This is a genomic window from Pseudomonas anuradhapurensis (assembly GCF_014269225.2).
GTDB lineage: Bacteria > Pseudomonadota > Gammaproteobacteria > Pseudomonadales > Pseudomonadaceae > Aquipseudomonas > Aquipseudomonas anuradhapurensis.
In genome coordinates this window covers 3,578,658-3,595,449 of the sequence record NZ_CP077097.1, presented here as the reverse complement: position 1 = coordinate 3,595,449, position 16,792 = coordinate 3,578,658, and the positions used below count along the sequence as shown (strand labels likewise).

Genomic DNA, 16,792 nt, shown 5'->3' with positions numbered 1-16,792 from the left:
CAAAGCAGCCCTGTGGTCTCAGTATTCGCTGAGCGAAAATTCGGTCAGGCAGAACGTCGGCACACCCGCCGCCTGTAGCCGGCGCGATCCGTCCAGTTCCGGCAGGTCGATGATTGCCGCCGCCTCGAACACCTGAGCCCCGGTCCGACGCACCAGGTTGGCCGCTGCCAGCAGCGTACCGCCGGTCGCGATCAGGTCATCGAAGATCAGTACCGAATCGCCTTCGCACAGGCTGTCGGCATGCACTTCCAGGAACGCTTCGCCGTACTCGGTCTGGTAGGCCTCGCTGAGCACATCGGCGGGTAGCTTGCCTTGCTTGCGGAACAGGATCAGCGGCTTGTTCAGTTGATGGGCGATGATCGAGCCGATCAGGAAGCCCCGCGCGTCCATGGCGCCGATGTGGCTGAACTCGGCCTCGACATAGCGCTCGATGAACTGGTCGGCGACATAGCGCAGCCCGCGCGGCGATTGGAACAGCGGGGTGATGTCGCGGAAGATCACGCCCGGCTTGGGGAAGTCCACTACCGGGCGGATCAGGGCTTTGAGGTCGAAGGCGTCGCTGTGCATTGGTGCGGATATCCTGGGAAAACGAATGCCCAAGTATACCTGCTAAACCAGCCCTCAGGCCTCCATCGCACCGCCGGCCAGCGCGCACAGCTGGATCGGGTCGAGGATGTGCACTTCCTTGCCTTCGGCGCGAAGCAGGCCGTTCTGCTGGAAGCGGGTGAACACGCGCGACACGGTTTCCACGGCCAGGCCCAGGTAATTGCCGATTTCGTTGCGCGACATGCTCAGGCGGAACTGGTTGGCCGAATAGCCGCGGGCACGGAAGCGCGCCGACAGGTTGACCAGGAAGGTGGCGATGCGCTCGTCGGCGGTCTTTTTCGACAGCAGCAGCATCATTTGCTGATCATCGCGGATCTCCCGGCTCATGACCCGCATCAGTTGCCGCCGTAGCTGTGGCAACTGCACCGACAGCTCGTCGAGGCGCTCGAAGGGGATTTCGCACACCGAGGTGGTTTCCTGCGCCTGGGCCGACACCGGATAGGCCTCGGTGTCCATGCCCGACAGGCCGACCAGTTCACTGGGCAGGTGGAAGCCGGTGATCTGCTCTTCGCCGCTGTCGCTGAGGCTGAAGGTTTTCAGGGCGCCGGAACGTACCGCGTAGACCGAGCCGAAATTGTCACCCTGGCGGAACAGGAACTCGCCTTTTTTCAGCGGCCGTCCGCGCTTGACGATTTCGTCAAGTGCATCCATGTCTTCCAGATTCAACGACAGGGGCAGGCACAGGGGGGCCAGGCTGCAGTCCTTGCAATGGGCCTGGTTGTGTGGGCGCAGTTTGACTGGCTCGGACATTTTCTTCGATCCTTGTGGGAAAGCACACATAAGACGTAAGGGTAACTCACGGCATAGCTTGTAGGCCAGCGTGCGCTGTCGTGCAGCGAACTGGCCAGGCCCCGGCGGGTGTGCCGGGGCCGTCACTGCGCCCATAGTGTGCCTGGCAAGGAAGCTTGTCCATGCGGTTGAACGACTCGGTTTCAGATCACCCGCGAAAAGCGCTGGCGGTTGTGCAGCCCCAGGTAGGCATCGAACACCATGCACACCGAGCGCGCCAGCAGGCGGCCGGCCGGCAGGATGCGGATGCCCTTGTCGTCCAGGCGGATCAGGCCATCGCGCTGCAAGGTCAGCAGTTCTGGCCAGAGGTCGTTGAAATAGCCACGAAAATCGATGGTGAAGGCCTGTTCGATCGGCTCGAAGTCCAGCTCGAAATGGCAGATCAGCTGCTGGATCACCGCCCGGCGCAAGCGGTCGTCGTCGTTGCAGATCAGGCCGCGCTGGGTGGCCAGCTGGGCGTTGGACAGGCTGTCCTGGTAAGTGTTGAGGTCGCTGCTGTTCTGGCAGTACAGGTCGCCGATCTGGCTGATCGCCGACACGCCCAGGCCGATCAGGTCGCAGTGACCGTGGGTGGTATAGCCCTGGAAGTTGCGCTGCAGGGAGCCTTCTTCCTGGGCGATGGCCAGCTCGTCGTCGGGCAGGGCGAAGTGGTCCATGCCGATGTAGCGATAGCCGGCTGCAGTCAGCTGGTCGATGGTGGCATGCAGCATCTCCAGCTTGGCGGCTGCGCTGGGCAGGTCATTGCTGTCGATGCGCCGCTGCGGCATGAAGCGCTCGGGCAGGTGGGCGTAGTTGAATACCGACAGGCGGTCGGGTTGCAGGCGGATCACTTCTTCGACGGTACGGGCGAAGCCTTCCGGGGTCTGCTTGGGCAGGCCGTAGATCAGGTCCAGGTTGATCGAGCGGAACTGTAAGGTGCGCGCGGCCTCGATCAGGGTCCGGGTCTGCTCCAGGCTCTGCAGGCGGTTGACGGCGCGCTGCACGGCCGGGTCGAGGTCCTGCACGCCGAGGCTCACGCGGTTGAAGCCCAGTTCGCGCAGCAGGCCCATGGTCGACCAGTCGGCTTCGCGGGGGTCGATCTCGATGCCGTAGTCACCGGAGTCGTCGTCCAGCAGGTGGAAATGCTGGCGCAGGGTGGCCATCAGCTGGCGCAGTTCCACATGGCTGAGGAAGGTCGGGGTGCCGCCGCCAAAATGCAGCTGTTCAACCCGTTGCTTGGGGTCGAGATGGCAGGCAATCAGCTGGATTTCCTGTTCCAGGCGCTGCAGGTACGGGGCGGCACGGGCGCGGTCCTTGGTGATGACTTTGTTGCAGGCGCAGTAGTAACAAATGTTTGCACAGAACGGCACGTGCACGTACAGCGACAGCGGGCGCACGGCCCGACGGCTCTCGCGCAGGGCGTGGAGCAGGTCGAACGAGCCCACTTCGCTGTGCAGCTGCACGGCGGTCGGGTAAGAGGTGTAGCGTGGGCCGGCCAGGTCGTAGCGGCGGATCAGGTCGGTATCCCAACGTAGGTCGTCGAGCATGAGGGCGGTCCCCGGAAAGAGCAGCAATGCACCGGAGTCTAGGGTTGTCTGTAGGAAACTGTGTTGATTTGTATCAAGGGGAATCGGCAGCAATCGGGGCGGCGGCAAAGCAGCCCCGTTCAGTGCCCCATCAACCAGTGCTGATGCGGCCCTGGCAGGGTCCAGAGGCCAAACAACATCACCAGTACCCCGCCAGCCACGCGCACACTGCGTCGTTTCAACAACATGTTCAGCCGTTCTGCCGCCAACCCGGTGGCCAGCAACACCGGCCAGGTCCCCACGCCGAAGGCCAGCATCAACGCTGCGCTGTAGCCGGCATTGCCTTGGCTGGCCGCCCACAGCAAGGTGCTGTACACCAGCCCGCACGGCAGCCACCCCCATAGTGCCCCGAGCAGCAATGCGCGCGGCAGGCTGGACACCGGTAGCAAGCGCGATGCCAGGGGCTGGATATGCCGCCACAGCCCCCGGCCCAGCGCCTCGATGCGGGTCAGCCCGCTCCACCAGCCGGCCAGGTACAGCCCCATGACGATCAGCAGCAGCGCCGCCACCACCCGCAGCGCCAGGGCCGCGGGGCTGCTGGCCACGGCCCAGCCGGCCAGGCCCAGCAGCAGGCCGGCACAGCCATAACTGAGCACCCGGCCAAGGTTGTAGGCCAGCAGAAGGCGCAGGCGCCGGCCGCGTTGTTCTGGGGGAATGGCCAAGGTCAGCGCGCCCATCAGGCCGCCACACATGCCCAGGCAGTGGCCACCGCCCAGCAGGCCAAGGATCAGTGCCGAGCCCAGCAGGGGAAGCAGTTCAGGCACGGGGTGGCGGTTCCTTGGCGGGGGCGGCCTGGCTGTCGTCAGACGTCACGGCCGCCTGGTGGCGCGGGTCCTGGTCGTCGAACAGGATGCTATGGGCAGGGCTTTCGAGGTCGTCGTACTGGCCGCTGTCCACCGCCCAGAAGAAGATGTACACGGCCACGCCAACCAGCAGCAGTGCCGCGGGGATCATGACATAGAGGGCGGGCATGGTGACTTACTCCCAGGCAAGGACGCTTGATGGGTGGGCGCACCCGCTGCCGGCGGCAGGCGGGTCAGGCGCAGGGCATTGAGCACCACCACCAGCGAGCTGAGCGACATGCCGATGGCCGCCCACACCGGGGTGATCCAGCCGAGCGCGGCGAACGGCAACACCAGGCCATTATACAGGGTCGCCCACAACAGGTTCTGCAGGATATTGCGGCGGGTGCGGCGGGCCAGCTCGAAGGCTTGCACCAGCGCCGGCAGGCGGTTGGACAGCAACACGGCATCAGCGCTGGTCTTGGCCAGGTCGGTGGCACTGCCCATGGCAATGCTGATGTCGGCGGCGGCCAGCACCGGCACATCGTTGACCCCGTCGCCCAGCATCAGCACCTTGCGCCCGGCGGCCTGCAGCGCTTTCAGCCGGTCCAGTTTGTCGTCCGGGCGCAGGCCGCCGATGGCCTGGTCGATGCCCAGCTGGGCGGCCACTTCGGCAACCATCGGCGAGCTGTCACCGGAGAGCAGCAGCGTGCGCCAGCCGCGCGCCTTGCAAGCGGCCAGCAGGGCCGGGGCGTCGTCGCGCAGGCGATCGTCCAGGCCGAACCAGGCCAGCGGCCCCTGGCGGTCGCCCAGCAGCAGCCACTGGCCGCGCGGCTCCGGCACAGCAGGGGGCTCTGCGCCGCCCAGGGCGCAGACGAAGGTGGCCTGGCCAATGCGCAGGCGCTGGCCGGCCACTTCGCCTTCCAGGCCCAGGCCCGGCACGCTCTGCACCTCGTCAGCCGGGCTGGCGCTGCGGCCGAAGGCGCGCGCGATGGGGTGTTCGGAGCGGTTTTCCAGGGCCGCGGCCAGGGCCAGGCAGCGGTCGGCCGGCAGGTTGCCGAGCGGGCGGATGCTGCGCAAGGTCAGGCGGCCCTCGGTCAGCGTGCCGGTCTTGTCGAAAATCACCGTGTCGACCTGGTTCAGGCCTTCCAGCACATGGCCGCGGGTGACCAGCAGGCCAAGCTTGTGCAAGGTGCCGGTGGCGGCGGTCAGGGCCGTGGGCGTGGCCAGGGACAGCGCGCAAGGGCAGGTCGCTACCAGCATGGCCAGCACGATCCAGAACGCTCGCGCTGGGTCCAGGTGCCACCACCACAGGCCGATGGCCAGGGCAGCCAGCAACGAGCACAGCAGGAACCACTGCGAGGCGCGGTCGGCGATTTCGGCCAGGCGCGGTTTTTCCGTCTGCGCACGTTCCAGCAGGCGAACGATGGCCGATAAGCGCGAGTCGGCGCCCAGCGCCTCGACTTGCACGTTCAGGGTGCTTTCGACATTCAGCGTGCCGCCGGTGACACGATCGCCGGCGCGACGTGGTTGCGGCAGGTATTCGCCGGTGAGCAACGATTCATCGACACTGGAGCGGCCGTCGACGATGCAGCCGTCGGCGGGGATCACCGCGCCTGGCAGCACCTGGACCCGGTCGCCGCACTGCAGTTCGCTGAGCAGGATGCGCTCGCTGTGGCCGTGGGCATCCAGGCGCAGGCAGGAAGCCGGCAGCAGGTTGACCAGCTGCGCAGTGGCCGCTGCGGTGCGTTCGCGGGCACGGCGCTCGAGGTAGCGGCCGGTGAGCAGAAACAGGGCGAACATGCCCACGGTATCGAAGTACAGCTCGCCGCCACCGGTGATGGCGGTCCAGATGCCGGCGCCGAAGGCCAGGCCAATGGCCAGCGACACCGAAACGTCCATGGTCAGGTGGCGGGTGCGCAGGTCGCGCGCGGCGCCCTTGAAGAACGGCGCGCAGCTGTAGAAGACGATGGGGATGGTGAGAAACAGCGCCACCCACCTGAGGATGGTGTGCAGCTCGGGCGACAGGTCGATGTTGAATTCTGGCCAGGTGGCCATGGTCGCCATCATCGCCTGGAACCACAGCAGCCCGGCCACGCCGAGGCGGCGCAGGGCACTGCGGTTCTCCCGCGCCAGCTGCTCGGCGGCCTGGTCGGGCTGGTAAGGATGGGCGGCGTAGCCGATCTGGCGCAGCTCGGCGAGCAAGCGCGACAGCGGCAGTTGCTGGTCGTCCCAGTTCAGCAGCAGCCGGTGGTTGGACAGGTTCAGGCGTGCCTCGGCGACGCCGGGCAGGTTGCGCAGGTGCTTCTCGATCAGCCAGCCGCAGGCCGCGCAGCTGATGCCTTCGACCAGCAGGGTGGCCTCGGCCAGCCCGCCCTGGTGGCGGACGAAAGCCTGCTGCACGTCGTTGCGATCGTACAGGGCCAGTTCGTCCTGCAGTTGCCGGGGCAATGCCTCGGGATTGGCGCTGGTGTCGCTGCGGTGCTGGTAATAGTGCTCCAGGCCACCGGCGACGATCGACTCGGCCACCGCCTGGCAGCCGGGGCAACAGAACTGCCGGGGCTCGCCCAGTACCACGGCGGTGAAGCGGCTGCCGGCGGGGACGGGCAGGGCGCAGTGGTAGCAGGGGGTGGGTTGGGTCATGACATCATTTGCCTTACACAAATCGGCTGGTTGGGCACGGTGCCTGTGGGAGCGGGTTCACCCGCGAAGCGTCAGATCAGGCGATGATGTTTTCAGGTCTGACGCCTTCGCGGGTGAACCCGCTCCCACAAGGAGCGGCGGAGGTGCGTTTATTGGTGCTCGGCCCCCTGGAGCGCTTCATCACCCAGCTGCAAGGTCACACCATGCTCCACCTTTTCTTCCTCGAACAAGCGCCACACCTGGCCACCTTCGCTACCCAGCAGCTCAACGAAGCGCCGCCCGTCAACCTTGTCCTCCAGCTGCCCCACATAGCGCCCGGCCTCGACCCGGCTCAGCAGCACCTTGCGGTCTTTCTCCGGCTGGGTGGGCGAAATCAGGTTCAGTTCCAGGCTCTGCGGGTCGCTGTTGCCGGCCAGGCGCACATCGACTTCGCCGGTCAGCTCGTCCAGGTGCACGCCGGCCTTCAGGCCCAGCGTCTGTGCCAGCAGTTCACGGTCCAGCGAGCGGTTGATGCCCTTGCCGGCCTCGTAGTAATTGTCGTTGACCAGGTTGTCCGGGTTGCGCACGGCGATGCTGACCATGCTCAGGCTCAGGCACACCGAGGTGGCCAGGATGCCGATGATGATCCAGGGCCAGAGGTGCTTGTACCAGGGGCTGGCGGCGGTGGCAGGCATTGTCGGTTATCTCTCTCAGCGGATCTGTGGGCCGATGAAACGGCTCTTGGCTTCAACCTGGGCGTCGCTGTCATCGGCGCTCTTGAGGATGAAGGTGACTTCGTTGGTGGTCGATGGCAGTTTCTCGGGGGCAATCGACAGTTGCACCGGCAGGCTGACGATATCACCGGCGGCCACGCGGATCTCGCGCTGGCCTTCGAGCCTGAGGTCCGGCAGGCCGGCGGCGTCCAGCACGTAGACGTGGTCGCGCTGGTCCTTGTTCATCACCTTCAGGCTGTACACGTTCTCGATCCGGCCCTGGGCGTTTTCGCGGTAGAGCACGCGGTCCTTGCTGACGTCGAAACCGACCAGCGAGCGGGTGGCGAAGGCGGTGGCCAGGCCGACGATCATCACCACCAGTACCAGCGCGTAGCCGATCAGGCGTGGGCGCAGCAGGTGGGTCTTCTGCCCGGACAGGTTGTGTTCGGTGGTGTAGCTGATCAGCCCGCGCGGGTAGTTCATCTTGTCCATGATGTTGTCGCAGGCATCGATGCAGGCGGCGCAGCCGATGCACTCGATCTGCAGGCCGTCACGGATGTCGATGCCGGTGGGGCAGACCTGCACGCACATGGTGCAGTCGATGCAGTCGCCCAGGCCATGGGCCTTGTAGTCGAGGTCCTTCTTGCGCGGGCCACGGGTTTCGCCACGGCGCGGGTCGTAGGACACGATCAGCGTGTCCTTGTCGAACATCACGCTCTGGAAGCGCGCATACGGGCACATGTACACGCACACCTGCTCGCGCAGCCAGCCGGCGTTGCCGTAGGTGGCGAGGGTGAAGAAGCCGACCCAGAAGTAGGCCCAGCCGTCGGCCTGGCCAGTGAAGAACTCGATGGCCAGTTCGCGGATCGGCGAGAAGTAACCGACGAAGGTCATGCCGGTGACGAAACCGATCAGCAGCCACAGGCTGTGCTTGGCGAGCTTGCGCAGGAACTTGTTGCCGCTCATCGGCGCCTTGTCCAGCTTCATGCGCTGGTTGCGGTCGCCCTCGGTGACCTTTTCGCACCACATGAAGATCCACGTCCACACGCTTTGCGGGCAGGTGTAGCCACACCACACGCGGCCGGCGAACACGGTGATGAAAAACAGGCCGAAGGCGGCGACGATGAGGATGCCCGAAAGCAGGATGAAGTCCTGCGGCCAGATGGTGGCGCCGAAGATGTAGAACTTGCGCTCGGGCAGGTTCCACCACACGGCCTGGTGGCCACCCCAGTTCAGCCAGACGGTACCGAAGTACAGCAGGAACAGCACGGCTCCGCCGACCATGCGCAGGCGCCGGAACAGGCCGGTGAAGGCACGGGTGTAGATCTTTTCCCGGGAGGCGTAGAGGTCGACGGAGTCCTTGCCCTTGCTGGCAGGCGGGGTGACATCATGTACCGGAATCTGCTTGCTCATCATCAAGTCCCACGGCAGTGGAGAAACGCCGCGGCCAGTGCGTGCCGGCCGCAGTCTGGCGCAATCTGCTAGCGCTCTGCGGCCCATGATACGCCGCTGATGGCAGTCTGGGGTCGCACTGCGACCTTTAGTCGCGTTGGGTTCGTGGTATGAATCGTGTTATGGCGTGTGTCAATTGATCCAGGTCATCTGGTGTTGCTTTTGCTGGCCGCATCGCGGATGAATCCGCTCCTACAGGGACCGCATGTGTGTGTAGGAGCGGATTTATCCGCGAGAGGCCAGGCCTGCCTTACTCGGCCTGCTGGGCCGGTTCGGGCTGCTGCGACAGGCTATACACATAAGCCGCCAGCAAGTGCACCTTGTCGTTACCCTGCAGCTGTTGCTGGGCCGGCATCTGCCCCTGGCGGCCATAGCGGATGGTCTGCTGCAACTGAGCGAAGCTCGAGCCGTAGATGAACGCCTGCGGGTGGGTCAGGTTCGGCGCGCCCATGGCAGGGGTGCCTTTGCCTTCCGGCCCGTGGCAGGCCACGCAGTTGGCGGCGAAGATCTTCTGCCCGTTCTCGACATCGGCCTTCGCGCCTTCCGGCAGGCTGCGGCCATCCAGCTTGCTGACCACGAACGCCGCTACGTCAGCCACGCCCTGGTCGCCGATCACCTCGGCCCAGGCCGGCATCACGCCGTGTCGGCCGCCCATGATGGTGGTCTTGATGGTGTCCGGCTCGCCGCCCCAGCGCCAGTCGTTGTCGGTCAGGTTGGGGAAACCGAAGGCGCCCTTGGCGTCGGAGCCGTGGCACACCGAGCAGTTGGAGGCGAACAGCCGTGCGCCCATTTTCAGCGCCTGTGGGTCCTTGGCCACCTCCTCGATGGGCATCGCCGCGAACTTGGCGAAGATCGGCCCGAAGCGGGCGTCGGCCTTGGCCATTTCCTTTTCCCATTCGTGCACGCCCGTCCAGCCCGCCTGGCCGTTGGAAAACTCGGTCTGCTTGTCGTTGTCCAGGTACGAGTAGCCCGGCAGCACGCCTTTCCAGTTGCCCAGGCCGGGGTACAGCACCAGGTAGCCCAGGGCGAAGACGATGGTGCCGACGAACAGCCAGAACCACCATTTCGGCAGCGGGTTGTCGTATTCCTCGATGCCATCGAAGGCATGCCCGACGGTTTCGTCGGTGACCTCTTCGCGCTGGCCCTTGCGGGTCGACAGCAGCAGCCAGGTCAGCGAGAAAATGGTGCCCAGGGTCAGGACGGTAACGTACAGACTCCAGAAGGTTGTCATTGTTGTTTGCTCCCAGAAGCTTTTGCTTGCTCGACGTGCCGGCTGGCCTCGGGGTCATCCGCGAAGGGCAGTTGGGTCGCTTCGTCGAAGTCCTTTATCCGCCGTGGGCTGAACACCCACAGTGCCAGGCCCACGAACGCCACCATCACCACGACGGTGCCCAGGCCGCGAATCATCCCGATATCCATCAGCCTCACCGTTTGCTCTTGATGATGGTGCCAAGACCTTGCAGGTACGCGACGATGGCGTCCATTTCGGTCTTGCCCTTGACCGCGTCGCGGGCCCCGGCGATGTCGGCGTCGGTGTACGGCACGCCGAGGGTGCGCAGCACTTCCATCTTCTTCGCGGTGTCCTTGCCATCGAGCTTGTGCTCGACCAGCCACGGGTAGGACGGCATCTTCGATTCCGGTACCACGTTGCGCGGGTTGTACAGGTGCGCGCGGTGCCAGTCATCCGAGTAGCGGCCACCGACCCGCGCCAGGTCCGGCCCGGTACGCTTGGAACCCCACAGGAACGGGTGGTCCCAGACGCTCTCGCCGGCCACCGAGTAGTGGCCGTAGCGCTCGGTTTCGGCGCGGAACGGGCGGATCATCTGCGAGTGGCAACCCACGCAGCCTTCGCGGATGTAGATGTCGCGGCCTTCAAGCTCCAGCGCGGTGCGCGGCTTCATGCCTTCCACGGGTTTGTTGGTGACGTCCTGGAAAAACAGCGGGACGATCTGGGTCAGGCCACCGATACTGACGGCGATGACCATGAAGAAGGCCAGCAGGCCTATGTTCTTCTCGACGGCTTCATGCTTCATCAGTGCGCTCCCACGACGACGATCTTGGCGGCTTCCTCAGCCTGTGCCGGGTTGGCGGCACGGACGGTACGCAGCACGTTGTAGGCCATCAGCAGCATGCCGCTGGCGAAGAACGCACCGCCCAGGGCGCGGACGATATAGCCAGGGTGGCTGGCCTGCAGGGCTTCGACGAAGGAGTAGGTGAGGGTGCCGTCATCGTTGATGGCGCGCCACATCAGGCCCTGGGTGATGCCGTTGACCCACATCGAGGCGATGTACAGCACGGTACCGATGGTGGCCAGCCAGAAGTGCGCGTTGATCAGGCCGACGCTGTGCATCTGCTCGCGGCCATACAGGCGCGGGATCATGTGGTACACGGCACCGATCGAGATCATCGCCACCCAGCCGAGGGCGCCGGCGTGCACGTGGCCGATGGTCCAGTCGGTGTAGTGCGACAGCGAGTTCACGGTCTTGATGGCCATCATCGGGCCTTCGAAGGTGGACATGCCGTAGAACGCCAGCGACACCACCAGGAAGCGCAGGATCGGGTCGGTGCGCAGTTTGTGCCAGGCGCCGGAGAGGGTCATCATGCCGTTGATCATGCCGCCCCAGCTCGGCGCCAGCAGGATGATCGACATCACCATGCCCAGCGACTGCGCCCAGTCGGGCAGGGCGGTGTAGTGCAGGTGGTGCGGGCCGGCCCAGATGTACAGGGTGATCAGCGCCCAGAAGTGCACGATCGACAGGCGATACGAGTAGATCGGCCGCTCGGCCTGCTTGGGCACGAAGTAGTACATCATGCCGAGGAAGCCGGTGGTGAGGAAGAAGCCCACCGCGTTGTGGCCGTACCACCACTGGATCATCGCATCAGTGGCCCCGGAGTAGGCCGAGTACGACTTGAACAGGCTCACCGGCAGCGAGATGTGGTTGACGATGTGCAGCATCGCGGTGACCACGATGAAGGCGCCGTAGAACCAGTTGCCGACATAGATGTGCTTGGTCTTGCGCTTGACGATGGTGCCGAAGAACACCAGCCCGTAGGTGACCCAGACGATGGCCAGGAGGATCGCCAGCGGCCACTCGAGCTCGGCGTATTCCTTGGTGGTGGTGTAGCCCATCGGCAGGGTGATCAGCGCGCCGACGATCACTGCCTGCCAACCCCAGAAGGTGAAGGCGGCCATGCTGTCGGAGATCAGCCGGGTCTGGCAGGTGCGCTGCACCACGTAGTAGCTGGTGCCGAACAGCGCACAGCCCCCGAAGGCGAAGATCACCAGGTTGGTGTGCAGCGGGCGCAGGCGGCCGAAACTGGTCCAGGGCAGGTCCAGGTTCAGTTGCGGCCACACCAGCTGCGAGGCGATGAAGACGCCGAGGCCCATGCCAAGGATCCCCCAGACCACCGTCATGATGGCGAACTGGCGGACGACCTTGTAGTTATAAGCAGTCGGACTGATTGCTGTGCTCATTGCTAAGGTTCCACGGTTTTGATGTTCTTGTTGGTCGAAAATCGGCGCCAGTATTGATAACCACCGGGGTTACCGCAACGCAACTTTGGTACGCCGACCCGTGCCCGAGCCCGTCAACTGATGTCCCGCAGTAATCGGGCCTGATCGATTGTACACAAATAAATATTTGTAATGTGTACCGTTTTTCATATTTTTCTGATCGATCGGTCAGGCTTTTGTCGGGACGGCGACAGGCCATGCGCCGCGTCTGCTCCGGTGCTTTCGCAGCGAAGCCCACTGAGGCAACAAGCTTAGTTCTGTTCGGAGGGGGTGCAAGGGAGGGGTAGTGCGGGGACAAGGTGGGAATGGGGCTGCTTTGCAGCCCGTCGCGACACAAGGCCGCTCCTGCAGGGGAGCGCAGTCTCCTGCAGGAGCGGCCTTGTGTCGCGATAGGGCCGCAAAGCGGCCCCAGGGGTATTACTTGGCAGTCACGGTTTCAGCAGCACCATCCTGCGACAGGCTATACACATAAGCCGCCAGCAGGTGCACCTTGTCGTTGCCCTGGATCTCAGCCTGCGCCGGCATCTGACCCTGGCGACCATAACGAATGGTCTGCTGCAACTGGGCAAAGCTCGAACCATAGATGAACGCCTGCGGGTGGGTCAGGTTTGGCGCGCCCATGGCCGGGGTACCCTGGCCTTCAGGCCCGTGGCAAGCCACGCAATTGGCGGCGAAGATGGCCTTGCCCTTGGCGGTGTCGGCCTTGGCCCCTTCCGGCAGGCTGCGGTGGCCGAGGTCGGTCAGCACGAACGCCGCCACATCCGCCACGCCCTGCTCGCCGATCACTTCGGCCCAGGCCGGCATCACGCCGTGGCGGCCGTTCATGATCGTAGCCTTGATGGTTTCCGCGTCGCCGCCCCAGCGCCAGTCGTTGTCGGTGAGGTTGGGGAAGCCGTAGGCACCCTTGGCGTCGGAGCCGTGGCATACCGAGCAGTTGGAGGCGAACAGGCGGCTGCCCATCTTCAGTGCCTGGGGGTCCTTGGCGACTTCTTCCACCGGCATGGCCGCGTACTTGGCGAAGATCGGGCCGAACTTGGCGTCGGCCTTGGCCATTTCCTTCTGCCATTCATTGGCCCCGGTCCAGCCATTTTCATAACCCGGCAGGATGCCCTTCCAGTTGCCCAGGCCTGGGTAGAGGATCAGGTAGCCGACCGAGAACACCAGGGTGCCGACGAACAGCCAGAACCACCACTTGGGCAGTGGGTTGTCGTACTCCTCGATGCCGTCGAAGCTGTGGCCCATGGTCTGGTCGGTGGTGCTGTTGCTCTGCCCCTTGCGGGTGCCGAGCAGCAGCCAGGTCAGGCCGATCAGGCTGCCGATGGTCAGCACGCTGATGTAGGTACTCCAGAAGGTGGTCATTGCCCATTGCTCCTTACAGCAGGTTCCTGCCCGGCGGCGGGCAGGCGGTCGTCGACGAAGGGCAGCAGCCGCGCTTCGGCGAAATCACGGTCGCGGCGGCGGTTGAATACCCACAGGGTGAGGCCGATGAAGGCAATCATCACCACCAGGGTGCCGAGGCCGCGGATCATGCCGATGTCCATTACCATCGCACTCACCTCTTGTTCTTGATCGCGGTGCCGAGCACCTGCAGGTAGGCGACCAGGGCATCCATCTCGGTCTTGCCCTTGACCGCGTCGCGGGCCCCGGCGATGTCGTCGTCGCTGTACGGCACGCCAAGGGTGCGCAGGGTGCGCATCTTGGTGTCGGTGTGGCTGTTGTCGACCGGTTGCGCCACCAGCCACGGATACGACGGCATCTTCGACTCCGGCACCACGTTGCGCGGGTTGTACAGGTGCGCGCGGTGCCAGTCATCCGAATAGCGGCCACCGACCCGCGCCAGGTCCGGCCCGGTACGCTTGGAGCCCCACAGGAACGGGTGGTCCCACACGCTTTCACCGGCCACCGAGTAGTGGCCGTAGCGCTCGGTTTCGGCGCGGAACGGGCGGATCATCTGCGAGTGGCAGCCCACGCAGCCCTCACGGATGTAGATGTCGCGGCCTTCCAGCTGCAGCGCGGTGTAGGGCTTCATGCCTTCCACCGGCTTGTTGGTGACGTCCTGGAAGAACAGCGGGACGATCTGGGTCAGGCCGCCGATGCTGACGGCGAACACCATCAGCAGGGCCAGCAGGCCGACGTTTTTCTCGATGACTTCATGTTTCATCAGGCAGGTCTCCTCAAGCCAGCTGGGCGTTCGCAGGGGCGACATCGAGCGCCGGCGAACGCACGGTGCGCCAGGTGTTCCAGGCCATCAGGAACATGCCGCTGAGGAAGATCGCACCGCCGACGAAGCGCACGATGAAACCTGGGTGGCTGGCCACCAGGGTTTCCACGAACGAGTAGGTGAGCGTGCCGTCGCTGTTGACAGCGCGCCACATCAGGCCCTGGGCGATACCGTTGACCCACATCGAGGCGATGTACAGCACGGTGCCGATGGTGGCCAGCCAGAAGTGCGCGTTGATCAGGCCGATGCTGTACATGCGCTCCTTGCCGAACACTTTCGGGATGGTGTGGTACAGGGCACCGATCGAGATCATTGCCACCCAGCCGAGGGCGCCGGCGTGTACGTGGCCGATGGTCCAGTCGGTGTAGTGGGACAGGGCGTTGACCGTCTTGATGGCCATCATCGGGCCTTCGAAGGTGGACATGCCGTAGAACGCCAGCGACACCACCAGGAAGCGCAGGATCGGATCGCTGCGCAGTTTGTGCCAGGCGCCGGAGAGGGTCATCATGCCGTTGATCATGCCGCCCCAGCTCGGTGCCAGCAGGATCAGCGACATCACCATGCCCAGCGACTGTGCCCAGTCGGGCAGGGCGGTGTAGTGCAGGTGGTGCGGGCCGGCCCAGATGTACAGGGTGATCAGCGCCCAGAAGTGCACGATCGACAGGCGATAGGAGTACACCGGGCGTTCGGCCTGCTTGGGCACGTAGTAGTACATCATCCCCAGGAAGCCTGCAGTGAGGAAGAAGCCCACCGCGTTGTGGCCATACCACCACTGCACCATGGCGTCGGTGGCGCCGGCATAGAGCGAGTACGACTTGGTCAGGCTGACCGGCAGTTCCAGGTTGTTGACCACGTGCAGCATCGCCACGGTCAGGATGAAGCCGCCGAAGAACCAGTTACCGACGTAGATGTGCTTGGTGTTGCGCTTCATCAGCGTGCCGAAGAACACGATGGCGTAGCTCACCCAGACGATGGTGATCAGGATGTCGATCGGCCATTCCAGTTCGGCGTATTCCTTGGAGCTGGTGTAGCCCAGCGGCAGGCTGATGGCCGCCAGCAGGATCACCAGTTGCCAGCCCCAGAAGGTGAACGCGGCCAGGCCCGGTGCGAACAGGGTGGTCTGGCAGGTGCGTTGCACCGAATAATAGGAGGTGGCGAACAGCGCACAGCCGCCGAAGGCGAAGATCACCGCATTGGTATGCAGGGGACGCAGGCGGCCGAAGCTGGTCCAGGGGAGGTCGAAGTTGAGGAAAGGCCAGGCGAGCTGGGCGGCGATGAAGACGCCGAGCCCCATCCCGACGATTCCCCACACCACCGTCATGATGGCGAATTGGCGGACCACCTTGTAGTTATAGGCGGTACTGCTGGTTGTGTTCATGTATGGGTTCCCATCCACGGTTATTTGGCAGGCTTTACAGCGAGGCAAGCATGATTAATGGGCAAAGTGCCGGTATTGACGGGGATCAATGGGCGAAGGCCGGAAATGTCCCAGGCTTGCGCTGCGATCCTCCGCAGGTGCAAGGCAACGGCGGCTACAAGGGCTGCCTGATCCTGGCTCACGGCGCAGGTGCACCGATGGACAGCGGGTTCATGGAGGAAATGGCGCAAAGGCTCGCGGCACTTGGGGTGGCGGTGGTGCGCTTCGAGTTCCCGTACATGGCCGAACGCAGGGCAGGGGGTGGCAAGCGGCCGCCGAACCCGCAGAAGGTGTTACTCGAGTGCTGGCGCGAGGTGTACCGGCAGGTGCGACCTTTGGTCACGGGCCGGTTGGCCGTGGGCGGCAAGTCCATGGGCGGGCGCATGGCCAGCCTGGTGGCCGACGCGTTGGAGGTGGATGCGCTGGTGTGCCTGGGTTACCCGTTCCATGCGGTGGGCAAGCCGGAAAAGCCGCGGGTCGAGCACCTGGCCGAACTGCAGACGCCGACGTTGATCGTGCAGGGTGAGCGGGATGCATTGGGCAACCGCGAGACGGTGGCAGGTTATGTGCTGTCGCCGGCCATCGAGGTGAGCTGGCTAGTGGCAGGGGACCATGACCTGAAGCCGTTGAAGGCCTCGGGCTTCAGCCATGAGCAGCATTTGCAGACGGCGGCCGAAAAGGTTGCAGCGTTCCTGTCGCGATAGCGCCGGCATCTTCGCGGGCAAGCCCGCGAAGATGCCGGAGCAGGCTGGCGCTTAGTCGCGGTACTCGCACAGGTAGGCGGTATCCACCTTCACCTGCAGCTGGAATTTGCTGTCGGCCGGCACGTTGAATTTGTCGCCGGCGTTGAAGGTTTCCCAGTTGTCGCTACCCGGCAGTTTCACGGTCAGCGCACCCGACACCACGTGCATGATCTCGCGCTTGGCGGTACCGAACTCGTATTCGCCCGGGGCCATCACACCGACAGTGGCCGGGCCTTCTTCGCCAGCGAAGGCGATCGACTTGACGGTGCCGTTGAAGTACTCGTTGACCTTGAACATGGGCGACTCCTGAAAAGGGGATGGAAAAGGGCTGGCCAGTATGCCCAAGCCCACCAGCCCCGTCATCTGCT

Annotated in this window: 18 protein-coding genes; 1 reads left to right on the top strand and 17 read right to left on the bottom strand. The window is 64.6% G+C overall.

From position 1 onward, the window contains the following. Window positions 1-18 precede the first annotated feature (18 nt). The 16 genes from HU763_RS16545 to ccoN (HU763_RS16470) all read right to left on the bottom strand — a co-directional run bounded on the left by HU763_RS16545 (window position 19) and on the right by ccoN (HU763_RS16470) (window position 15,642). Window positions 19-567 carry an adenine phosphoribosyltransferase gene (locus HU763_RS16545; protein ID WP_027921268.1) on the bottom strand — a complete coding sequence of 183 codons (549 nt, stop codon included), beginning with the start codon at window positions 565-567 and terminating at the stop codon, window positions 19-21. Between the two features lie 54 nt (window positions 568-621). Beyond that, entirely contained in the window at window positions 622-1,356 is a 735-nt protein-coding gene (fnrA, locus tag HU763_RS16540; protein ID WP_009683909.1) for a Crp/Fnr family transcriptional regulator FnrA, read from the bottom strand. A 182-nt stretch (window positions 1,357-1,538) separates the two neighbouring features. Further along, window positions 1,539-2,921, bottom strand: a complete 1,383-nt coding sequence (gene hemN, locus HU763_RS16535; RefSeq protein WP_186688373.1) for an oxygen-independent coproporphyrinogen III oxidase — start codon at window positions 2,919-2,921, stop codon at window positions 1,539-1,541. A gap of 119 nt (window positions 2,922-3,040) precedes the next feature. Then, window positions 3,041-3,724: a sulfite exporter TauE/SafE family protein gene (locus HU763_RS16530; protein WP_186688372.1), complete on the bottom strand. Its 684-nt coding sequence runs from the start codon at window positions 3,722-3,724 to the stop codon at window positions 3,041-3,043. Next, window positions 3,717-3,932: a cbb3-type cytochrome oxidase assembly protein CcoS gene (gene ccoS / locus HU763_RS16525; RefSeq protein ID WP_186688371.1), complete on the bottom strand. Its 216-nt coding sequence runs from the start codon at window positions 3,930-3,932 to the stop codon at window positions 3,717-3,719. The genes HU763_RS16530 and ccoS overlap by 8 nt, the downstream gene beginning before the upstream one ends. Then, window positions 3,911-6,385 carry a heavy metal translocating P-type ATPase gene (locus tag HU763_RS16520; protein ID WP_186688361.1) on the bottom strand — a complete coding sequence of 825 codons (2,475 nt, stop codon included), beginning with the start codon at window positions 6,383-6,385 and terminating at the stop codon, window positions 3,911-3,913. Before HU763_RS16520 ends, ccoS begins: the two co-directional genes overlap by 22 nt. Before the next feature lie 149 nt (window positions 6,386-6,534). Then, window positions 6,535-7,059 carry a FixH family protein gene (locus HU763_RS16515; RefSeq protein WP_186688359.1) on the bottom strand — a complete coding sequence of 175 codons (525 nt, stop codon included), beginning with the start codon at window positions 7,057-7,059 and terminating at the stop codon, window positions 6,535-6,537. A gap of 15 nt (window positions 7,060-7,074) precedes the next feature. Further along, entirely contained in the window at window positions 7,075-8,490 is a 1,416-nt protein-coding gene (ccoG, locus tag HU763_RS16510; RefSeq protein ID WP_186688354.1) for a cytochrome c oxidase accessory protein CcoG, read from the bottom strand. A 289-nt stretch (window positions 8,491-8,779) separates the two neighbouring features. Further along, entirely contained in the window at window positions 8,780-9,760 is a 981-nt protein-coding gene (gene ccoP / locus HU763_RS16505) for a cytochrome-c oxidase, cbb3-type subunit III (protein WP_170030946.1), read from the bottom strand. Then, on the bottom strand, window positions 9,757-9,948 hold the full coding sequence (locus HU763_RS16500) for a cbb3-type cytochrome oxidase subunit 3 (protein WP_186688348.1): 192 nt from the start codon (window positions 9,946-9,948) through the stop codon (window positions 9,757-9,759). Before HU763_RS16500 ends, ccoP (HU763_RS16505) begins: the two co-directional genes overlap by 4 nt. Before the next feature lie 5 nt (window positions 9,949-9,953). Next, a complete protein-coding gene (gene ccoO, locus HU763_RS16495; RefSeq protein ID WP_016393730.1) occupies window positions 9,954-10,562 on the bottom strand; it encodes a cytochrome-c oxidase, cbb3-type subunit II in 609 nt (202 codons plus the stop codon). After that, window positions 10,562-12,004 carry a cytochrome-c oxidase, cbb3-type subunit I gene (gene ccoN, locus HU763_RS16490; RefSeq protein WP_170030923.1) on the bottom strand — a complete coding sequence of 481 codons (1,443 nt, stop codon included), beginning with the start codon at window positions 12,002-12,004 and terminating at the stop codon, window positions 10,562-10,564. Before ccoN (HU763_RS16490) ends, ccoO (HU763_RS16495) begins: the two co-directional genes overlap by 1 nt. 456 nt (window positions 12,005-12,460) lie before the next feature. Continuing rightward, entirely contained in the window at window positions 12,461-13,402 is a 942-nt protein-coding gene (ccoP, locus tag HU763_RS16485; RefSeq protein ID WP_186688345.1) for a cytochrome-c oxidase, cbb3-type subunit III, read from the bottom strand. Next, window positions 13,399-13,590 (bottom strand): cbb3-type cytochrome oxidase subunit 3, encoded by a 192-nt coding sequence (locus HU763_RS16480; protein ID WP_170034235.1) that lies wholly within the window; start codon window positions 13,588-13,590, stop codon window positions 13,399-13,401. The genes ccoP (HU763_RS16485) and HU763_RS16480 overlap by 4 nt, the downstream gene beginning before the upstream one ends. A 5-nt stretch (window positions 13,591-13,595) precedes the next feature. Then, window positions 13,596-14,204, bottom strand: coding sequence for a cytochrome-c oxidase, cbb3-type subunit II (gene ccoO, locus HU763_RS16475; protein ID WP_186674828.1), 609 nt, complete (start codon window positions 14,202-14,204; stop codon window positions 13,596-13,598). Between the two features lie 13 nt (window positions 14,205-14,217). After that, a complete protein-coding gene (gene ccoN / locus HU763_RS16470; protein ID WP_170030917.1) occupies window positions 14,218-15,642 on the bottom strand; it encodes a cytochrome-c oxidase, cbb3-type subunit I in 1,425 nt (474 codons plus the stop codon). A 50-nt stretch (window positions 15,643-15,692) separates the two neighbouring features. Between ccoN (HU763_RS16470) and HU763_RS16465 the strand changes: the two genes are divergently transcribed. Beyond that, on the top strand, window positions 15,693-16,385 hold the full coding sequence (locus HU763_RS16465) for an alpha/beta family hydrolase (protein ID WP_186688329.1): 693 nt from the start codon (window positions 15,693-15,695) through the stop codon (window positions 16,383-16,385). 51 nt (window positions 16,386-16,436) lie between these two features. Here HU763_RS16465 and ppnP read toward each other — a convergent pair whose 3' ends face one another. After that, a complete protein-coding gene (gene ppnP, locus HU763_RS16460; protein WP_054884096.1) occupies window positions 16,437-16,721 on the bottom strand; it encodes a pyrimidine/purine nucleoside phosphorylase in 285 nt (94 codons plus the stop codon). Between the last annotated feature and the right edge of the window lie 71 nt (window positions 16,722-16,792).

Coding starts and splice junctions, on each gene's coding strand:
- HU763_RS16545 (WP_027921268.1), bottom strand. CDS start 567: ATGCACAGCGACGCCTTCGACCTCAAAGCCCTGATCCGCCCGGTAGTG.
- fnrA (WP_009683909.1), bottom strand. CDS start 1,356: ATGTCCGAGCCAGTCAAACTGCGCCCACACAACCAGGCCCATTGCAAG.
- hemN (WP_186688373.1), bottom strand. CDS start 2,921: ATGCTCGACGACCTACGTTGGGATACCGACCTGATCCGCCGCTACGAC.
- ccoS (WP_186688371.1), bottom strand. CDS start 3,932: ATGCCCGCCCTCTATGTCATGATCCCCGCGGCACTGCTGCTGGTTGGC.
- HU763_RS16520 (WP_186688361.1), bottom strand. CDS start 6,385: ATGACCCAACCCACCCCCTGCTACCACTGCGCCCTGCCCGTCCCCGCC.
- HU763_RS16515 (WP_186688359.1), bottom strand. CDS start 7,059: ATGCCTGCCACCGCCGCCAGCCCCTGGTACAAGCACCTCTGGCCCTGG.
- ccoG (WP_186688354.1), bottom strand. CDS start 8,490: ATGAGCAAGCAGATTCCGGTACATGATGTCACCCCGCCTGCCAGCAAG.
- ccoP (WP_170030946.1), bottom strand. CDS start 9,760: ATGACAACCTTCTGGAGTCTGTACGTTACCGTCCTGACCCTGGGCACC.
- HU763_RS16500 (WP_186688348.1), bottom strand. CDS start 9,948: ATGGATATCGGGATGATTCGCGGCCTGGGCACCGTCGTGGTGATGGTG.
- ccoO (WP_016393730.1), bottom strand. CDS start 10,562: ATGAAGCATGAAGCCGTCGAGAAGAACATAGGCCTGCTGGCCTTCTTC.
- ccoN (WP_170030923.1), bottom strand. CDS start 12,004: ATGAGCACAGCAATCAGTCCGACTGCTTATAACTACAAGGTCGTCCGC.
- ccoP (WP_186688345.1), bottom strand. CDS start 13,402: ATGACCACCTTCTGGAGTACCTACATCAGCGTGCTGACCATCGGCAGC.
- HU763_RS16480 (WP_170034235.1), bottom strand. CDS start 13,590: ATGGTAATGGACATCGGCATGATCCGCGGCCTCGGCACCCTGGTGGTG.
- ccoO (WP_186674828.1), bottom strand. CDS start 14,204: ATGAAACATGAAGTCATCGAGAAAAACGTCGGCCTGCTGGCCCTGCTG.
- ccoN (WP_170030917.1), bottom strand. CDS start 15,642: ATGAACACAACCAGCAGTACCGCCTATAACTACAAGGTGGTCCGCCAA.
- HU763_RS16465 (WP_186688329.1), top strand. CDS start 15,693: ATGATTAATGGGCAAAGTGCCGGTATTGACGGGGATCAATGGGCGAAG.
- ppnP (WP_054884096.1), bottom strand. CDS start 16,721: ATGTTCAAGGTCAACGAGTACTTCAACGGCACCGTCAAGTCGATCGCC.